This is a genomic window from Ruegeria sp. ABF4_144 (assembly GCF_056160045.1).
The window spans coordinates 150241-166627 of the sequence record NZ_JBSWWK010000004.1 but is presented as its reverse complement, the minus strand read 5'-3'; the positions used below and the strand labels follow the sequence as shown (position 1 = coordinate 166627).

At 55.0% G+C, this 16387-nt stretch carries 14 protein-coding genes and 1 pseudogene; 9 read left to right on the top strand and 6 right to left on the bottom strand.

Annotated elements, in window-relative coordinates:
• Nucleotides 1-77: 77 nt before the first annotated feature.
• From ACXAGD_RS23040 to ACXAGD_RS23030, 3 genes are all read right to left on the bottom strand, one after another.
• Entirely contained in the window at nt 78-689 is a 612-nt protein-coding gene (locus ACXAGD_RS23040) for a hypothetical protein (RefSeq protein ID WP_475214493.1), read from the bottom strand.
• A complete protein-coding gene (locus ACXAGD_RS23035) occupies nt 662-1915 on the bottom strand; it encodes a ParB/RepB/Spo0J family partition protein (RefSeq protein ID WP_475214490.1) in 1254 nt (417 codons plus the stop codon). Before ACXAGD_RS23035 ends, ACXAGD_RS23040 begins: the two co-directional genes overlap by 28 nt.
• 1211 nt (nt 1916-3126) lie before the next feature.
• The gene (locus ACXAGD_RS23030) at nt 3127-4083 is read right to left on the bottom strand and encodes a GNAT family N-acetyltransferase (protein ID WP_475214487.1); all 957 of its coding nucleotides are present in this window, start codon (nt 4081-4083) and stop codon (nt 3127-3129) included.
• A gap of 334 nt (nt 4084-4417) precedes the next feature.
• On the opposite strand from ACXAGD_RS23030, the gene ACXAGD_RS23025 reads away from it, so the two are divergent.
• Nucleotides 4418-5473 (top strand): tyrosine-type recombinase/integrase, encoded by a 1056-nt coding sequence (locus ACXAGD_RS23025; RefSeq protein ID WP_475214485.1) that lies wholly within the window; start codon nt 4418-4420, stop codon nt 5471-5473.
• Nucleotides 5474-5508: 35 nt separating this feature from the next.
• Here the strand turns inward: ACXAGD_RS23025 and ACXAGD_RS23020 are convergent, their stop codons facing one another.
• Together ACXAGD_RS23020 and ACXAGD_RS23015 are read right to left on the bottom strand one after the other, a co-directional pair.
• Complete coding sequence (locus ACXAGD_RS23020; protein WP_475214483.1) at nt 5509-6564, bottom strand: ParB N-terminal domain-containing protein; 1056 nt, start codon at nt 6562-6564, stop codon at nt 5509-5511.
• A complete protein-coding gene (locus tag ACXAGD_RS23015; protein ID WP_267362922.1) occupies nt 6561-7871 on the bottom strand; it encodes an AAA family ATPase in 1311 nt (436 codons plus the stop codon). The genes ACXAGD_RS23020 and ACXAGD_RS23015 overlap by 4 nt, the downstream gene beginning before the upstream one ends.
• Before the next feature lie 373 nt (nt 7872-8244).
• On the opposite strand from ACXAGD_RS23015, the gene ACXAGD_RS23010 reads away from it, so the two are divergent.
• Entirely contained in the window at nt 8245-8943 is a 699-nt protein-coding gene (locus tag ACXAGD_RS23010) for a DnaA N-terminal domain-containing protein (RefSeq protein ID WP_475214481.1), read from the top strand.
• Between the two features lie 210 nt (nt 8944-9153).
• Here ACXAGD_RS23010 and ACXAGD_RS23005 read toward each other — a convergent pair whose 3' ends face one another.
• Entirely contained in the window at nt 9154-9417 is a 264-nt protein-coding gene (locus tag ACXAGD_RS23005; RefSeq protein ID WP_475214479.1) for a phosphoribosyl-AMP cyclohydrolase, read from the bottom strand.
• Between the two features lie 76 nt (nt 9418-9493).
• Here ACXAGD_RS23005 and ACXAGD_RS23000 point away from each other — a divergent pair, with 76 nt between their 5' ends.
• The 7 genes and pseudogenes from ACXAGD_RS23000 (at nt 9494) to ACXAGD_RS22970 (ending at nt 16257) form a co-directional block, all read left to right on the top strand.
• The gene (locus ACXAGD_RS23000) at nt 9494-10633 is read left to right on the top strand and encodes a CobW family GTP-binding protein (protein WP_475214476.1); all 1140 of its coding nucleotides are present in this window, start codon (nt 9494-9496) and stop codon (nt 10631-10633) included.
• A gap of 112 nt (nt 10634-10745) precedes the next feature.
• Nucleotides 10746-11012, top strand: a complete 267-nt coding sequence (gene yidD / locus ACXAGD_RS22995) for a membrane protein insertion efficiency factor YidD (protein ID WP_475214474.1) — start codon at nt 10746-10748, stop codon at nt 11010-11012.
• A 59-nt stretch (nt 11013-11071) separates the two neighbouring features.
• A complete protein-coding gene (locus ACXAGD_RS22990) occupies nt 11072-11542 on the top strand; it encodes a phosphoribosyl-AMP cyclohydrolase (RefSeq protein WP_475214472.1) in 471 nt (156 codons plus the stop codon).
• 50 nt (nt 11543-11592) lie between these two features.
• Nucleotides 11593-12246, top strand: a complete 654-nt coding sequence (locus ACXAGD_RS22985) for a DUF1826 domain-containing protein (RefSeq protein WP_475214470.1) — start codon at nt 11593-11595, stop codon at nt 12244-12246.
• A 25-nt stretch (nt 12247-12271) separates the two neighbouring features.
• Entirely contained in the window at nt 12272-13435 is a 1164-nt protein-coding gene (locus ACXAGD_RS22980; RefSeq protein ID WP_475214468.1) for an S-(hydroxymethyl)glutathione dehydrogenase/class III alcohol dehydrogenase, read from the top strand.
• 327 nt (nt 13436-13762) lie between these two features.
• Nucleotides 13763-14295, top strand: a pseudogene (locus tag ACXAGD_RS22975) (Fic family protein); the annotation flags it as partial.
• Nucleotides 14296-14844: 549 nt separating this feature from the next.
• Nucleotides 14845-16257, top strand: a complete 1413-nt coding sequence (locus ACXAGD_RS22970) for a M20/M25/M40 family metallo-hydrolase (protein WP_475214466.1) — start codon at nt 14845-14847, stop codon at nt 16255-16257.
• Nucleotides 16258-16387: the final 130 nt, after the last annotated feature.

Below are 16387 nucleotides of genomic sequence, written 5' to 3'. Positions count from 1 at the left end.
AGTAATCACCATGCGGGATTACGTCATGATTAAATCCCTGCTGGGGACAGGGCGCATTGCGCCCTACCCCGCTGGTTTCAGAAGCACTCGGGAACCCAAGCGTCGATGCGGGCTTTCTGTTCGGGGGTGACGCGCAAAGCCTTTTGATGCTCTGGATCGTTGAACAGCTTGTGCATCGCTTCGTTCTTCTCGCCCTTCTTGGACTTGCTGAACGCGCGGTAGTCGTCGGTATCCATGTGCAAATCCAGAAGGTCTTTGTACAGTTCATCCAACTGCACACCCTTGAGCCGCTTGAAGCAGTTCGCAGCCGAAGGCGTCCAGATTGACCGGATGTCTGCGCCAACATCAGCCGCGATTTCGGCCATGAACTCAGTCTTCTGGGTCTTGAAACGACGGGCAAGATACGCCGTGATCTCTCCGTTGCGGGTTTTCTTGCCCAGATCGCGTAAGGCCTTGAACGCTTCAACGCTGCCTTTCCCGGCCATTTCCTGAAACTGGTTGTAGGCTTCCTCTGCCGCCTCATCCCGCTCACCGCCAAGACGCGGATCAAGATCAAACTGGTCGTCAATCTCGGGCGTGTTGTTCTCTGCTCCGCCGTATCCGAACCCGAAAATGCTGCCATAGTGACCGGATGCCGGTGTCGCATAGAAGGCAAACAGGCTCAGAACGTAATCAGGCTTGTCGAGCATAGCCGTTTGAACAGCGGCCAGCCGGATCGCAACCATGTCGTCAATGAACTTCTGCGAGAACGCTGGTTTTGCAGCGTCCGACGCTTTGGACTTGGTGGCTTTTGCAGGGGCTTCGATGAACCCCTGTTCGATGGCCGCTGCCTGATCCTCTGGTTTGATAAGACCATGATACCGGCAAGTTCTTTCTGCTCGGCCTGATAATCACCATCCAGAACCTTTTGCAGAGCGTCCAGTTCAGCTTGTCCAGCTTCGTCCAGCGCGTCGTTGTCCTCAAGCTCGGCCAGCTCATCAAAGCGCTCAACTTGTTCTTCGGTCAAAACACCCTCAATCGCTGATGTTTGCGCAACCCCATGTTCGTCCCGAACCTCAAAGAACCATGGATTGCTGTCGTCGGTGGTCATGGCCCATGCCCAGCCATCGGCTTCACGCAACTTCTCTGCTTCTTCGGCCAATTTCTCAGTGAATAGGCGCTCCAACAATTCAGGATCGTTGAACAGGGTTTCGTTCTGGAACAAGTCAGTGGTGACGGTTCCACCAGCTTCTTCAAAGGCATCCTGACCAACAAACTTTGCTTTGCGGTCTGTACTGCGCACGGTATCCGGCGTCAGGGCTTGGCGCACGTAGTATTCATTGTACAAGTGCCCGGTTTTCACGCCTTCCAATGCTTCAAGGATTTTGGTCTCGTCGTCACAGATGGTCATAGCCTTGGCGATACCTTGGCTGATTTCCCCGGCTTTCACAGCGTCCAAGACAGCATCGGGCAGATCAGCCAGAGCGAGGCGGCGACGCACATGCGCTTCGGTCACACCGAATGCGTTGCTGATCTTGCCGACAGACAGGGACTTCGCTGCCATCTTGCCATAGGCACGAACCTCATCGATCGGGTCGAGTTCTTCACGGGCAGTGTTCTCAGCATTGGCCCATTGCTCGGCCACAAAGGGGTTATCTGTGACTTTAACTGGCACCTGCGCCAGATCGGGGCGTTCTGTCACTGCGATATTAAGGGCGCGGAAACGGCGACCACCGGCGACGATGCCCACTTTACCGTCCTTATCGCGCAAACCACTCAAGTTCTGGATCAGGCCGCACGTGGCGAGGCTTTCGGCCAGCAGGGCAATGCCTTCGTCAGCCACTTCGTGGCGGGGGTTGATATCAGAAAGGTACAGGTTGGAAAGCTCAACGGTTTCGATGGTTTCCGGTGCGGTGAATGTTTCAATTTTGCTCATCTTCATTTCCTTTTCATGGCGATGCGGTCACCGATGTCTCTCGGCTATCCGCTAATGGGCGCGGCCTTCTGATCTGCTAGCTGAAAGACCCCGCGTCTTTCGGCTGGCAGAACAGGAAGGGCGAAGCCCGGCCTGTGGCCTGAGGCGGAACTGTCATGGGGTCGGAGCGGCGAAAAAATGGGAGGGACCCGCGCGCTTGCGGGTGGGAGGAACCGGGTTTTTCGACGTGGAGACGACGCGCGCAGCGCGGCGCTTGCCCCTTGACCGGGCCGACGCAGGATGCGGGCGGATTAGAGCGTATTCGGATCGACTTTCGTTGGTTATCGGACTCCGCGTTCGAGCCAGAGGCGAGAGGCAGCGGAGTTTGATACAATAGAACCGAATGCGATCGGGATGGTGTGACCGGCTTGCCGGTCGCAACAGCCCCACTAATGGAAAATGTCAGTGCTGGGGTGAGCGCGCTTTAGCGCGTCGAGTTCCCTGCCCTGTCCAATACTCAATGTGAGCCGCGCGCCCCGCGCGGATCCCCAAAGCCTAATGGACAAGCGGGCGTTACCCGCAGGGCCGAAACAAACATGTGCAGGCGACTTGCGCCCGCGATGACAGGTGGCTCGGATGAGACAGATTTCATCGCTCTCGGGGCGCAGGGAGAATGTACTTGGTTGGTTCGGGGCGTAAGCCGGTGCAGCCGGCTGAAGCCTAGCACGCGGTCCTGGGCCGAATGGCTCAGGATTTGCCCTACACGAGCAACGGTTGAGAAAGGAGTGGAGATTACGACCGCTGCAGCTCAACCCGATATGCCTTGAGGAAGCGAACAGTCGGGCCAGGGGGAGCGGAGAGAGTTCGCGGAAAAGACTACGGCCAATCTCAATCAGCCCGATTGCTCCCTGGCGCAGTGCGTGACGGATGTGTCGGCCGCCTTGGCGGCCCCAAGCGGAGCGACCAGTCGTGCAGGCGTGTGGGGTGCAAGCCCCAGGCGCCAAGGGACAACAACGGCATCCCCACCCGCCTAGCGTTTAACGAACAAGGTCCGGAACGCGGGACGAAGCGGGCCTTCGAGGCAATCTCACGAACGTCCACTTTTCGCGACCGTCAATAAATCCAAAGCACTCTACACAAGCGTCAGGGCGAGAACCATTTCGAGTGTAGTTCTCTGTTCGGTTCCCATATTCCCGTGAAAGATTCTGCGAGATACGGAAGACACCGCTGCATCAAGCAGGGTACTGACGCAGAAACTCTTGTTCGAACACCTCCGTGCCCCATTGGTTGCCTGGTGTTTCATGAACGAGTGCGAAGCCATGTTTGTCATAAAGATGACGTGCCGCATCGAGGCCCCTGAAGGTCCACAAGCGTGTGTGATCGAAACCTGCGCCATCCACGAAGGCTGCTGCCTTGCTGAGCAACAGGTTCCCGATGCCGAGACCCTGCGCGCTTGGGCTAACGATAAACCAGCGCAGATGCGCAGCACCGTCCCCAAGGTTCTCGCCATCGATAGAGACGGAACCCATCAGTTCATCCCCCAAGTATGCAGAGATGGTGGTGTTGTGAGGGTTGTTGATCCGCCCCATGAACTCGGACATTTCGGTCGCAACCTTGCGCTCAAATACCGCGCCGAAGTCGTAGTGTTGGGAATAGAAAGTGGTATGAAGATGAGCGACCGAGGCAATGACCCCGGTGCAGTATCCTTCACGCACGTCAATTGGAGGCGCAACGGCCTTTGCTTGCTGATCGCGCGCTCCCAGAGACAGTGCGAAGAGTTTGAGGCCAGTTTCAATCTGAGCGACGGCCCTAGGCGACAGACTGTCGAGCGCAGACTTTATCTGCTGCCGCCCAAAGTCTTCAACCTCGTGCAGCAGAGTGTAGCCGTCTTCAGTCAATGATAGAGTCCGCGAACGCAGGTCACTCGGGTCAGGCTGTGCGGCGATCAAACCGTCCTTTTCCAGCTTTTTGACAAGGCGACTAACGCTGGATTTTTCCAGATGCAGGAGTGTGCCAAGGTCGGTGGCCGTGTTAACAGTGCCATACCCCAGTTCAATGATCGTATGAACCGCCGAGGGCGAAAGATCGGTACCCGCAAGACCCTTCTGCGTAAAGCCAAGTTCACGCACGATGTGCCGGGCTGCGGTACGCATGGTGTCGATGCGGGGAGTCGTAAGTGCTTGGGTCATAGTTGTATAGTACAACTATCTAAGCTGTGATGTCCATCGATTGCAGACATTCGTGTCGTCGCAGCAATTCGGGACTATGGGAACCGAACAGAGAAATGCAGTCGAAATGGCAGGTAGGGGCGAAGCTTGCGACAAAGCCCCCTTTGGCCGTTCCAAATGTTTGCGACACAGTCATCAACAGTATGCGTATACAAACCCCCTTCTCTCTTTACGCTCAAAAACCAGCATTTTTGAGCGTTACCTTTGTCACATGTTCAAATCAGTATTACCTCCGATAAGTATCCCTTATCAGGTGTTATTGATTTCAGCGGCATATCCCGTCAGAATGGCCCCCATGACAGCCCCTGCGCCCTATCTGCCCAGCCCCTCCCCTGCCCTTTCCGACACTGATCAGGAAGCACTCACCGATCTTTATATCCGCGGCACCCCGGCCAACACCCTGCGCGCCTATGAACGTGACTTGCTCTACATCACCGCCTGGAAAATAGCGCGCTTCGGCGCGGCGCTGGACTGGCCCGAAAGTGAAGCAACGGCACTGGCCTTCCTTCTCGACCATGCCCGTGATCTCAGCGATGAACCTGGGGAGGATATTGCGCGTCAAACCGCGGAGGCACTGATCGCGCAGGGGCTGCGCAAGTCCCTCACCTGCCCTGCCCCGTCAACCCTAGACCGGCGCATCGCGTCGTGGCTGGCCTTTCACCGGATGAAAAACCTCCCTTCCCCATTTGACTCGCCGCAAGTGAAACAGGCCCGCGCCAAAGCCCGTCGCGCCGCTGCTCGGCCCCCTGCCCCGAAATCCGCCCATCCGATCACCCGCGACGTGCTGGAACAGCTGCTGGCCACCTGCCGGGGCAGTCGCCGGGATTGCCGCGACCGGGCGATCTTAATGTTGGGCTGGGCCAGCGGTGGACGGCGACGGTCCGAGATCACCGGGCTCATGCGCGAGGACGTGTCGCTGAAAGAGTTCGACACATCCGGCGTCGTCTGGCTGTCCCTGCTGGAGACCAAGACCACCGCCAAGGGGGAAACGCCGCGACTGGTGCTGAAAGCTCGCGCCGCGCAGGCGCTGGTGCATTGGATCGAGGTGGGGCAGGTTAGTGATGGTCCGCTGTTCCGGCCGATCTCGAAGGCGGATCGGGTGCTGAAACGTCGCCTCTCCCCGGATGCGATTGCGCAGATCGTCAGACGTCGGCTGAAACTGGCCGGGTTGCCCGAAGATTTTGCCTCACCCCACGGGCTGCGCTCAGGCTTTCTGACCCAGGCCGCGCTCGACGGCGCTCCGATTCAGGCCGCCATGCGCCTGTCGCTGCACCGCTCGCTGGCACAGGCGCAACGCTACTATGATGACGTCGATATCGCGGATAACCCGGCGGCGGATATGTTGGGGTGAGCTGGCGCTAAACGAAGAAGGCGGTAACCCGCGGGTTACTCCTCGTTCAAAACAGCTTCGAAAGCTTCAACCGCTCTCTGGAGCTTTGACCGCTCAATCGAACTAAAGTCTTGACCAGACAATATCCTGCACTCTCCTTTTCGCGCAGTGATTTTTGAAGCGCCCACGTGGAACTCATACTTCACGCTCTCGACTTTCTCACGCCGCTCGCCACTACGCGGTTCAGCACCAGTATCTGCCAAGAAAGCATCCAGCGCCTCGTTTTGCTCTCCGGCTGTGGATGCGCGCACTAACAAATCTCTTAATCCAGCAGCCGAACCCGATGACGCTCGAAGTTTACGCGCAACCTCAACACCAAGGTTTCTGGAGACACTCTTTGGAAACGGCAACGCACCCTCAAGTTCATTGAGCAGGTAAACAAAGCTGCGAATGTAAGAGCGCTTCATCTTGTGCAGGGATGAGTACAGCCTTCCGACCAGCGCTTCTGCATCCCCTGCCCCCAATTCTGAATCTTTGGAAGCAAGAATTGCCACTTGCGCCATCTCAGCAAAAGTCAAGTCCTCCCGAACAACGTTCTCTTCAACCATGTCAATATAGAGGTCGATGCGATCACTCTGGGTTTTGGCAACTCGCGCCGTAACACTGGAAAAGCGTTCATCACCTGTCTCCTCGTAAAGCTGCTTGAGAGCAGTTACTCGTCTCCAACCTTTTTTGAGCTGGAAGCGTCCATCTGAATCCTTATAAAGCTCAATGGGCTCCTTCTGGCCGCGTTCCTGAATTGAAGCCTTGAGTTCATCCATCTCGTCGGAACTTGCGACAGCCGAAAGATCCAAGCGATCTCGTGGCAAATCTGTCGTAAGAATTTCATTGATGCCGACCGCAACCAAGACCCGCCCCTCATCACGAGCTTTACGATACTCCTTAGCATCGGAGGCATTTTGCCGTCGCTGTTCGACACGGTTCTCAGTGCTTTCGTTTAAGCTGTTTGCTGTCTCGCGTACCGCAGCCCCCATCGGACCCACTTCGCGGCGACGTGTTTTCTTGAGGTCATCTTCATCAATCGGAGTGAAGCCAAATTTGTTACCGCTCATTCTACCCGCTCCTCAATTTTAGTACGCGCCTCCCAAGCCCTCAGGACGACATCCTTGAATTCGCTGTATGCATTATCAAAAGACTGACGCGCTCGTTTCCATGTGTCCCGAGTCATCTGTCTGTAGTCCTGCTCGTAAACAGACATCTGGAACCTACCAGATTGCTCGACCGCACGTGTCATTTCGATGGGATTTTGACAGACATCAGCGCCGAAGACATTTTTGAAAGCATCCATCATCGCGACGTGCAAAGAGTTGCTAGCCTCGAAGCGAGTCATGAGAACACGTATGTCATCGAACCTTTTAGGAAGCGTGATACCGGCATCCTGTGCAATACGTTCGAACCCGCTGGTTATGTCTTCCAAGGCATCGCCAAGCTGACCAAGATAACTCGTTGTGCTGTCATACTCCCAATAACCAGGACCAGACGGAATATAGAGGATGTCAGCAGCAAAGGCCGCGTTCAAAGATTGGTATCCAATTGCCGGCGGGCAATCGAAAACAATCAAATCATATTGGTCGTCAGGCAACTCATCGAGATATCTTGCTACGCATCCAAAAAAACTCCATGCCTTATGAATGGACCTGTACTGAGCGGACGCAAATTCAACGAAGGCCGCGTTCGCACAGCTCGGGATGATGTCGATCGTCGACCATGAAGTTCTTTGAATGAAGTCTTGTACACGTTGCGCGCCAATCGACTGAACATCTTCAGGCAACTCGTCGGCAGTAGGGTAGGGGCAATCTGCGGGATCATCATATTCGTCCGCGATCCGGTTCGCCTCGCGGCAGAGATCGCGGCACATAATGCCCCAGACAGTATTCCACTCTCTAACTTCAGCCAGACCCATTGAATGCGTGAGTGTCGCCTGGGGGTCGAAATCCACCACCAGAACACGGTAACCATCAAGCGCGGCCGCATTCGCCAAGTGCTGGGCAACGACAGTTTTACCGACACCACCCTTAAAGTTCGAAACCGCTACTCTCATAGCCCGGCCTGCCGGCCTTTGGGGCAGAAGGCTTTTACCTCTAAATCTTAGGCGCCGTCTCAACTCATTTATCTCAGCCAGAGAAAACCATCTTTGCCGTCCATCATCTTCAGTCGCACCTTGCGGAAGAGACGGGTCTTCGGCCAACTTCTTTCTCAAGGTGTCCGCCGGGACATCAAACATGAACTGGCTAATTTCCCAGATTGAGAATGGTCGAAGCACTTTCTCGTCAGCGGGCGAGAAAGTAGCGCGGCGGACAGCAGCCTGTTGAGCCAGGCTTCGTTCGTTCATAGCTTGAAGGTCGGTGTGGTCACGCATGGTACTGCTCTTGTTATATCACGAATGTCTTCTAATAACGCGATTTTGGAAAACTGCAAAACGTAAAGAATGGGATTTCGGCTTTTTCGCCTCAGACTCGGTAAAAACGGGAGGTTTTTCGAAAGCGCAACTGTGTTTTGGTGACAGGCTGCGATCGATTACCAGATATATGGTGACACTCGACCCCCAATAAGGTGACAGTACAGTGTCACCCATTACCTATTAACCGAATTTTCTTTTGATTTTGAAGAAAGAGGTAGTCATCCTGTTTTTCAAAGCCCGTTGACAAACTACGGGATTTCATCACACTGAACCCAATTGATGGAATCGGTCAGCGAAACCGATCCGCTCGAGGCACAGTGGCAGTATCAAAATGGAAATAAAGCGATTTACAGGATATCAGGCCGGCTCTCAGAAGTACGATCTTTTGACTGCAATCTCTGTTGCGGGATTAAATGGCACACCCGGTTTTCAATGTTCAATGATGCGGCTCATTGCGTTGATAACGGCCCGATACAACTGGCGCACTGATGAGCTGACAGTCGGGCAAAAAGAAATGGCGCGCCTCTGGTCCGTCGACGAACGAACCGTCAAGCGAGAAATTAAGCGATTGACGGATTCTAATATACTTCTCCAGCTTAGGCCCGGGGTTAGGGGCCGCGTTGCAGCGTATCGACTCAACTACGCGGAAATTTACCGTCTGAGCGAACCGGTTTGGCAAAATGTTGGTTCTGATTTTGTATCGCGCATGGAGACACAAACCCCAAAACCAACCGAAAAGGTTGTTCATGTTCAGTTTGGCCAAGAAAGACCAGTAGCTGTTGAACATGAGGGACAAGACCTTCAGGATCCGTGGGGCAGGGCGCTTCGGCGCCTATCAGAATCTGAAGCATTGTTGTTTGAAAGTTGGTATCGCGAACTCAAATTTGTTGAAACGCAAGATCAAACGATCACCTTGCGCGCACCCAGCAAGTTCATCGCGCAATATATTCAGTCTCACCATTTGAAGCCCTTACTTGGAGCGATCCAGCTTGAGTTTGGAGGAATTCAAAAGGTTTGTTTAGTCGATTAGCAATCCAGTTTTTGAAGTCCGAGCGCTGTCCATTGAGACCCGAAATAGGCTGATGTCAGCCGTTGAAGCCCGTCTCGAACATGCCAATCGTTTTCAAAATTTCATCGAACGAAGGGGTATCCCCAATGATCATCTCCTGCATCACGGCATAGTCCCGGCGCAGCGCAGCTTCCAGTTCAGGATTCGGTAACAGTCTTAAAGATCCGGGCCTCAACTACCTTTTGGGTCAGACCGGATGTCGCCCCTTTGTACCAGAGGTACCTGCCGCGCGCGGCTGAAAAAAGGGGCCTCGCCGGTCTCGTTTTTCAGCCGTAACGCGTCCGCATTCATCCAGCCCAACATTAGGACATCGCCCGTTTGCGCATCGGTGGTGATGCAGGGCAAGAGCCCATCGGAGCCGAATTTTGGCGCAAGGTCAGTACCTTCCTCAACCTGCTCGACCGAATTGCGCGTGTGAAATTCAAGTTGGATCATCATCATCTCTTGTGACATGTTATACCATAACATAGAAACTCTTCGCGCAGGACAGCAGCAATGAAAAGGGGGCGACATGACGATGGATTTGGAAGACACCCGGGTTCCGGTAACTCTGCTCACCGGTTTTCTTGGTGCCGGTAAAACCACGCTTTTGAACCACCTGATCCGCGATCAGGAAGCGGGGCGTATTGCTGTGATCATGAACGAGTTCGGTGACGCCGGGCTGGACCATGATTTGATCGAGGAAGCGACCGAAGAGACCATTCTGATGCAATCGGGGTGCCTCTGCTGTTCGATCCGCGGCGATCTTCTGAAAACGCTGGGTAAGCTTATCGCGCGGCGAGATCATGGCGATTTGACCTTTGACCGTGTGATTATCGAGACAACAGGGATCGCGGATCCTGGCCCAATCCTGCACAGTCTGGTCGTAGACAACATTGTCGCGCCTCGATTCCGAATGGATGGCGTCGTCACTCTCGCTGACGCTGCAACCGGGTCAAAAACACTTGAGAATCAGACTGAAGCGGTCAATCAGATCGCAATGGCTGATCTTGTGGTCATGAGCAAGACGGATTTGGTTACACCGAAGGAGCTTGCTCGGTTCGAAGCACAATTGGCGGACATCAATGGCTCGGCGCGGCGGATTCAAGCCGAACACGGGTGCGTTCCAGCCGGAGTTCTGTTCGGTTTGTCAGCAATGCGCCCAAGCGCTTCGTCCGGTGATATCTCGGACTGGCTCGGTCTGAGCATGCCGAAACCCGATCCTTTGGCTGGCATCTCTGGTTTTGGATCCGGACCAAGCAAACCCTCTGCCTTGCCCTCGACGCAAACTGCGCCACACGCGCAGCATGATCACCGGATCAATTCGGCCTCAATCGAGGTTGAAGACCCAATACCGGCCAATGTCTTCGATTTCTGGCTCGACACGCTGATCGCGCTCAAAGGCCCCAATATTCTGCGCATGAAAGGCATCGTTCATGTCGAAGACATGGACTGGCCATTTGTCTTTCACGGGGTCCAGCACATCTTCGACGCGCCGGTGCCGCTGAAATCTTGGTCTGGAAAAGACACCACCAGCCGGGTCGTGGTCATCGCGCGCGATACCGACAAGAGCGACTTGGAGGCCAGCTTGGCAACCCTGCAAATCGGGCCACAGGAAGATGCTCGGGGAGCCAAAGGCATGATGGCCCACACAACCGAGATGCCTTTTTAGCCATGCCGTGGCCATTTTATTCAAAGGCTCGTCAGTTCAAGCCACGTGTCGCGCCAGACACCTGGATACAAGTTGCGATCGCATTCTGCGAAAAGTTCGGGCAGGTGCGCGCATGAGGGCGTTTGTGGTTTGGCTGCTGATCCTGCCCATTCGGGCCTATCGGCTGCTGCTATCGCCTTGGCTGGGGCACTCCTGCCGATATGAGCCAAGCTGCTCTGCCTATGCCATCGAGGCATTGGAAATCCACGGACCACTGCCTGGCCTCTGGCTAACGATCCACCGTCTTGTGCGCTGTAACCCCTGGGGTGGTTGCGGTTGCGACCCGGTGCCCCTTGCCGCCGAAGGTAAGCCACCGGCACGTCTGCAGAGAAAGGCATGAGTGATGTCAGCCAATACCCACCCCGAGCAGCGTATCGAACACAATAATGGAGAACAAAGTTGATCACATCAGACGACCTCGCCGCCGCGCGGGCTGCTTGGGGCAACGGGAAAATTGCCATCTCAAGAGCGTTTGAGGAAGGTGGTATCGAGGCTGCCCGTCAGACCGCCTCGGCGCATCTGGATGCGGTTTATGGCTACAATCTGGGGCCTGTGCTGTTCAAACCGACGATGGCGAGCGGAGCACAGACCTTTCGTCCGACCAAAGCCGGGGCACTTGGCTATTTCTGCGGGCACTCCGACGAATACCCTCTCGATGCCGGGTTTGCGATCCAGGGTTGGCGCGCCATGGAGAGCGTGACCTCAGCCGAGTTCGTCGAGGGCGATATCGCTATGTGGATGGGTTGGGTGAGCCTGACGGACAAGGACGGCAAAACCACCAAGGTCGACAAGAGCTTTGGCTACAAAAAGCACACTGACGGCGTGTTGCGCATCGTGCTGCATCACTCATCGCTGCCTTATGAACCGTAAGGCAAAGAATGGCGGACACAGAATTCGTCGAAGCGGAAAGGAGACACATCATGGCATTCGCTCAAGGTGCTTTGGACGCCAGTGACACTGGCATCGTCAACGCCGATTCGCCCGACGGTCTGTCTGCAATCCGGCAATCTGGATGCGCCGCAGTGATCTGGGAACGCCGCCCATTGCCTCGGTTTCAATCCTGGATCGACAGTCTTGGCCCTGAGCATCTGCCGAGTGCCCGGATCATTCTGCGACCGGAACTTGTATGCGATGCACTTTTGAACATCACCCACGCAAGCGGCCTCTTGGAAGGGTCGGGGCGAGACCTGCTTATCGACGATGTTTCGGCCCTTGCCGCCATCTTTGCCGATGTGATGCGTGTGGACTATTTGCGGCTGCGCCTCGACGTTACCAACAACAATGCGTGCCGCAAATTCCATATCGACGCGGTGACCGCCAGACTGGTCTGCACCTATCGTGGCACCGGCACGCAATACGGCATTTCAACGGATGGCAATGATCCATGCCATGTCTCGACGGTTCCAACGGGGTCTCCGATCATTCTGCGCGGCACTCGCTGGCCCGAGACACCTATTTCAGGCCTTTTGCATCGTTCACCTCCGATCGAGGGAACCGGAGAGGCACGGCTCGTCCTCGTACTCGATCCGGTCGAGAACCCTTCAGAAAAACCAAACAGACATTTCATGCACTAACGCTTAGTCAAAAGGGAGACCTAAAATGAAGACACGTGCCGCCATTGCATGGGAGCCAAACCGCCCCCTTGAAATCGAAGAGATTGACCTTGAAGGTCCCAAGGATGGTGAGGTCCTTGTACGGATCGTCACGACCAGCCTCTGTCATACCGATGTCTTTACACTCTCGGGCGAAGACCCAGAGGGACTCTTTCCTTGCGTTCTTGGCCATGAGGGCTGCGGCGTGGTGGAAGAGGTCGGCAAGGGTGTCACCTCGGTCAAGCCGGGAGATCACGTGATCCCGCTCTATATCCCCGAAGACCCGAATTGCCCCTATATCAAGTCGGGCAAGACCAATCTCTGCCAGACCATCCGCAAGACCCAAGGCGCGGGTGTTATGCCAGACGGGACGTCGCGCTTTTCCTACAAAGGCAAACAGATCCTGCACTATATGGGCACCAGCACATTTAGCGAATATACTGTGTTGCCTGAAATCTCAGTGGCCAAAATCTCAAAGGATGCACCTCTGTCCAAGGCCTCAGTCATGGGCTGTGCCGTTCCGACAGGGATGGGTGCCGTACGCAACACCGCCAAGATCGAAGCGGGCTCTACCGTTGCCGTGTTTGGTCTGGGCGCCGTTGGCATGGCGGTCATTCAGGGTGCGGTCATGAGCGGCGCCTCAAAGATCATTGGCATCGACGTCAACCCGTCCAAGTTCCTGCTGGCAAAAGCTCTCGGCGCGACCGAGTGCATCAACCCGAGGGATTATGACGCTCCGATCCAGGATGTGCTGGTGGAGATGACCAGTGGCGGGCTCGACTACACGTTCGAGGCAGTCGGCAACGTAGACCTGATGCGGGCCGCCCTCGAATCTTGCCACAAAGGCTGGGGTGAATGCACGGTGATCGGTGTTGCCGGTGCCGGGCAGGAAATTGCGACCCGGCCCTTCCAACTGGTCACTGGCCGAGTCTGGCGTGGCACAGCCTTCGGTGGTGTCAAGGGCCGGAGCGAACTTCCGGGGATGGTGGACGAATGGCTGCGCGGCGACTTCGACGTTGATCCCTACATCACGCATCACATGAACCATAACCAGATCAACACCGCATTTGACCTCTTAAAGGCAGGTGAATCCATTCGGTCCGTGATCCATTTCCGACCAGATGACACGATGACGGTCAACTCGCTGCCCGGGAAATTGGTCTCTGAGTAGAACCGAATAGGTAGTCTCACCTCTGTGACCGGGGAAGTTCTTCGGTCGCAGAGGCAAAACTGGTGAATAGAGTTGCGGCGAAAGTGCAGCTTTTGTCTAGGTCAAGTCGACGCCTTCGAACAACTGCTTCGGCGAAACGCGCTGTATCGTAGTGCAGGGCGTGCCGCGATTGCGAACGGATGCTGCGTCAGCGATGGTGGAAAATCGAGTGACGGCAATGTCCGCGTGTAGGTCATTCGCGAATTTGAGTGCTGCAGATGGTGGTCAATGTCTGCTTCGGAGAAGCTGCACTGCAGCGTCAACTAGGTCGATCAATGTCGGGTATGGGCCGGGTTGAGCCATCTGTATTTCGAGAGCATTCACCCCTTTGAAGATGGCAATGGACAGTTGAGTAGGGCGCTGGCTGAAAAATCCCTGGCACAGATTATAGGGCAGCCGAGCCTTATAGCGCTTGCGTTCACGATTGAGCGAGTGCGTAAGGCCTACTACGATCAACTAGAAGGCCTCCAAAAAACACAGGACGTCACGCAATGGCTTGTTTGGTTTGCCGAAACAGTCCTTAAAGCACAGCAGGTGACGCTTGAGCAGGTCGGCTTCTTTGTTGCCAAGACGCACTTCTACAACCAGCATCGTGATCAGTTTAACGCCCGCCAAAAAAGGTAATCGCCCATTTGTTCAAAGCTGGCCTGGGTGGTTTCAAAGCGCGGCTCAGTGCCGCGAACCACATCTCAATCACGGGAACGTCGCGCGCCACCGCGACACGAGATTTACAGGATCTGGTAAAGAAAGGCGCTTTGACCAGAACGGGTGAGCTCCGGTACACACGCTATTGGCTAAAGTTGGAAGGGCAGGGGGGCTGAAGGACGAAGCCGCTGACAATGCACCTGGGCTTCCTCCGTTATCCTTTCGCCAGAAGATCTTGTTGCGTTCGACGCCGCTGCTCAGCCGCTGGCACAGTATCCGTGCTTGATGATTGAGCGACAGGCCGAGTAACGGGCGCATATGTCTCAGTCAAAATGAGGTCTTTCTCGGGCTGCTTCGGCCGCCCGTTTGAACAGGCCGCACTTGGGCCCGGATTGTTGGCTTTAACTAGATGCTTGCGTTTGGAACGTTGCATTGCCGCGATGAGTTACAAGCTCGAATTCCGGTTTGAGCCGTATCCAGGCTGCCAAAGCACCTTTGTGTGAAGCTTGTCCTATGACATCCACTGGCAATCGGTGGCTCAAGCTTTGGGTTTGTGCTAAATAATTGTAATTTTTGAATTTATTTCCTCTGATAGAGTCATTTAGAAGCTCCGCCTGAAGGTATGCTGCGCTGACCTAGCGTAACCGTTTCTATCTCAAACTATGCAAGCTAGGGTCTGCAAAAAATGGTGAGGTCACATGCTTAGGACTATAAAATGGGTTGGGTTGGCGCTTGGTATTTTGGTTGCCGTTCTCCTGGTAAATGCTATGCGTCTGTCCCCCGAAGGATCTGCCGTTTCCAAAGTTACACTTCCTGAGGTTGACGCGGTTGCTGTCTCCGAGCTGATGAGTCAGGCAATTCAATTTCAAACAATCTCGCATCCTCTTGACGCGCCGAACAGGCCTGACGATTTTCAGGATTTCCTGAATTGGGTGGACACAGCTTTCCCGCATGCAACATCCGCGATGGACCGCGAGTTGGTGAGTGGATTCACCCCCATTTACCGTTGGGCAGGCAGTAACCCAGGTTCCGGTGCAATCCTGATGAGCGGGCACTACGATGTAGTGCCAATCGAAGGCGAATGGTCACGGGACCCCTGGGCTGGTGAGATTGCAGAAGGGTATGTTTGGGGCCGCGGCGCTTTGGACATGAAAAGCGGCGTGGTCACTATGTTGCGCGCAGTGGATCAACTGGCAGCATCCGGATTTCAACCGCAAAACGATATCTACATCGCACTCACTCAGGACGAAGAAATTGGTGGCCAAGGCGGAGCGGCTGCGGTTGCCCAGCATTTTCTAAGCGAGGGCGTTGAGATTGACTGGACGTTGGACGAAGGGTCTTTCGTACTTCGGGACATGATCAGCGGAGTCAGTAGTGACATCGCCATGATCAATCTCGCCGAAAAAGGTTATGTGACGGTACGGATCACAGCATTGGCCGATGGGGGGCATAGCTCGATGCCTCAGAACGACAATGCGATCACTAGATTGGCCGAAGTGATATCAGCCTTGCAGGTAAACCAAGTCCCTGGCGGGCTTGATGGGTTGACGGAAGATATGTTCGATACGCTCGCCCCGCACATGGGTTTTGTTGAAAGGTTGCTCTTTGCTAATCGGTGGTTGTTCGACCCCGTTCTGGAAGGAGTGTTATCAGGCACGAACACCACCAACGCCTTGATGCGCACAACGACGGCGCCGACAATGTTGCAAGGATCGGAAACGGAAAATGTACTTCCTCAGGCAGCAAGTGTGGTTGTGAATTTCCGACTACATCCTCGCGATTCAGCAGAGACGGTTGTGGAGCACATTAAAACCCATTTGCCAGATACGAACTTCAAAGTTGAAGTTATGACCGTGCGTGAAGCGAGTCCTGTGGCTGAACGCCATGATGACAAATTTGCGCATTTGGCGGACACTGCAAGACAGGTTTTTGGAGATATCGTTGTCGTGCCTGGCCTGACGGTTGGCGGTACAGATTCTTCACACTACGCCGTGCTTACGGATAACTCTTATCGGTTCTTGCCCTTCGTCGCCACATCAGAAGATGTAGGTCTGCTTCATGCCGCCGATGAGCGCATCTCGATCGAGAATCTGGTGTCAGCGGTACAATACTACCAACTCTTGATCCAGGGTTTGTAGCCACAAAAAAACCGACGTTGGTCTTCGGACAGGCGACATGAGCTAAGGCCCTCTCTTATCAGAAGGACTAGAAAGGACTCAGCCAACGCTCGGCCTCGGTCGAGGGTACTCCGTCTGAACGAGTTCGGTG

Bases quoted from the DNA above. Each gene is read 5' to 3' on its own strand.
- ACXAGD_RS23040 (WP_475214493.1), bottom strand. From the start codon at position 689: ATGCTCGACAAGCCTGATTACGTTCTGAGCCTGTTTGCCTTCTATGCG.
- ACXAGD_RS23035 (WP_475214490.1), bottom strand. From the start codon at position 1,915: ATGAGCAAAATTGAAACATTCACCGCACCGGAAACCATCGAAACCGTT.
- ACXAGD_RS23030 (WP_475214487.1), bottom strand. From the start codon at position 4,083: ATGACCCAAGCACTTACGACTCCCCGCATCGACACCATGCGTACCGCA.
- ACXAGD_RS23025 (WP_475214485.1), top strand. From the start codon at position 4,418: ATGACAGCCCCTGCGCCCTATCTGCCCAGCCCCTCCCCTGCCCTTTCC.
- ACXAGD_RS23020 (WP_475214483.1), bottom strand. From the start codon at position 6,564: ATGAGCGGTAACAAATTTGGCTTCACTCCGATTGATGAAGATGACCTC.
- ACXAGD_RS23015 (WP_267362922.1), bottom strand. From the start codon at position 7,871: ATGCGTGACCACACCGACCTTCAAGCTATGAACGAACGAAGCCTGGCT.
- ACXAGD_RS23010 (WP_475214481.1), top strand. From the start codon at position 8,245: ATGGAAATAAAGCGATTTACAGGATATCAGGCCGGCTCTCAGAAGTAC.
- ACXAGD_RS23005 (WP_475214479.1), bottom strand. From the start codon at position 9,417: ATGATCCAACTTGAATTTCACACGCGCAATTCGGTCGAGCAGGTTGAG.
- ACXAGD_RS23000 (WP_475214476.1), top strand. From the start codon at position 9,494: ATGACGATGGATTTGGAAGACACCCGGGTTCCGGTAACTCTGCTCACC.
- yidD (WP_475214474.1), top strand. From the start codon at position 10,746: ATGAGGGCGTTTGTGGTTTGGCTGCTGATCCTGCCCATTCGGGCCTAT.
- ACXAGD_RS22985 (WP_475214470.1), top strand. From the start codon at position 11,593: ATGGCATTCGCTCAAGGTGCTTTGGACGCCAGTGACACTGGCATCGTC.
- ACXAGD_RS22980 (WP_475214468.1), top strand. From the start codon at position 12,272: ATGAAGACACGTGCCGCCATTGCATGGGAGCCAAACCGCCCCCTTGAA.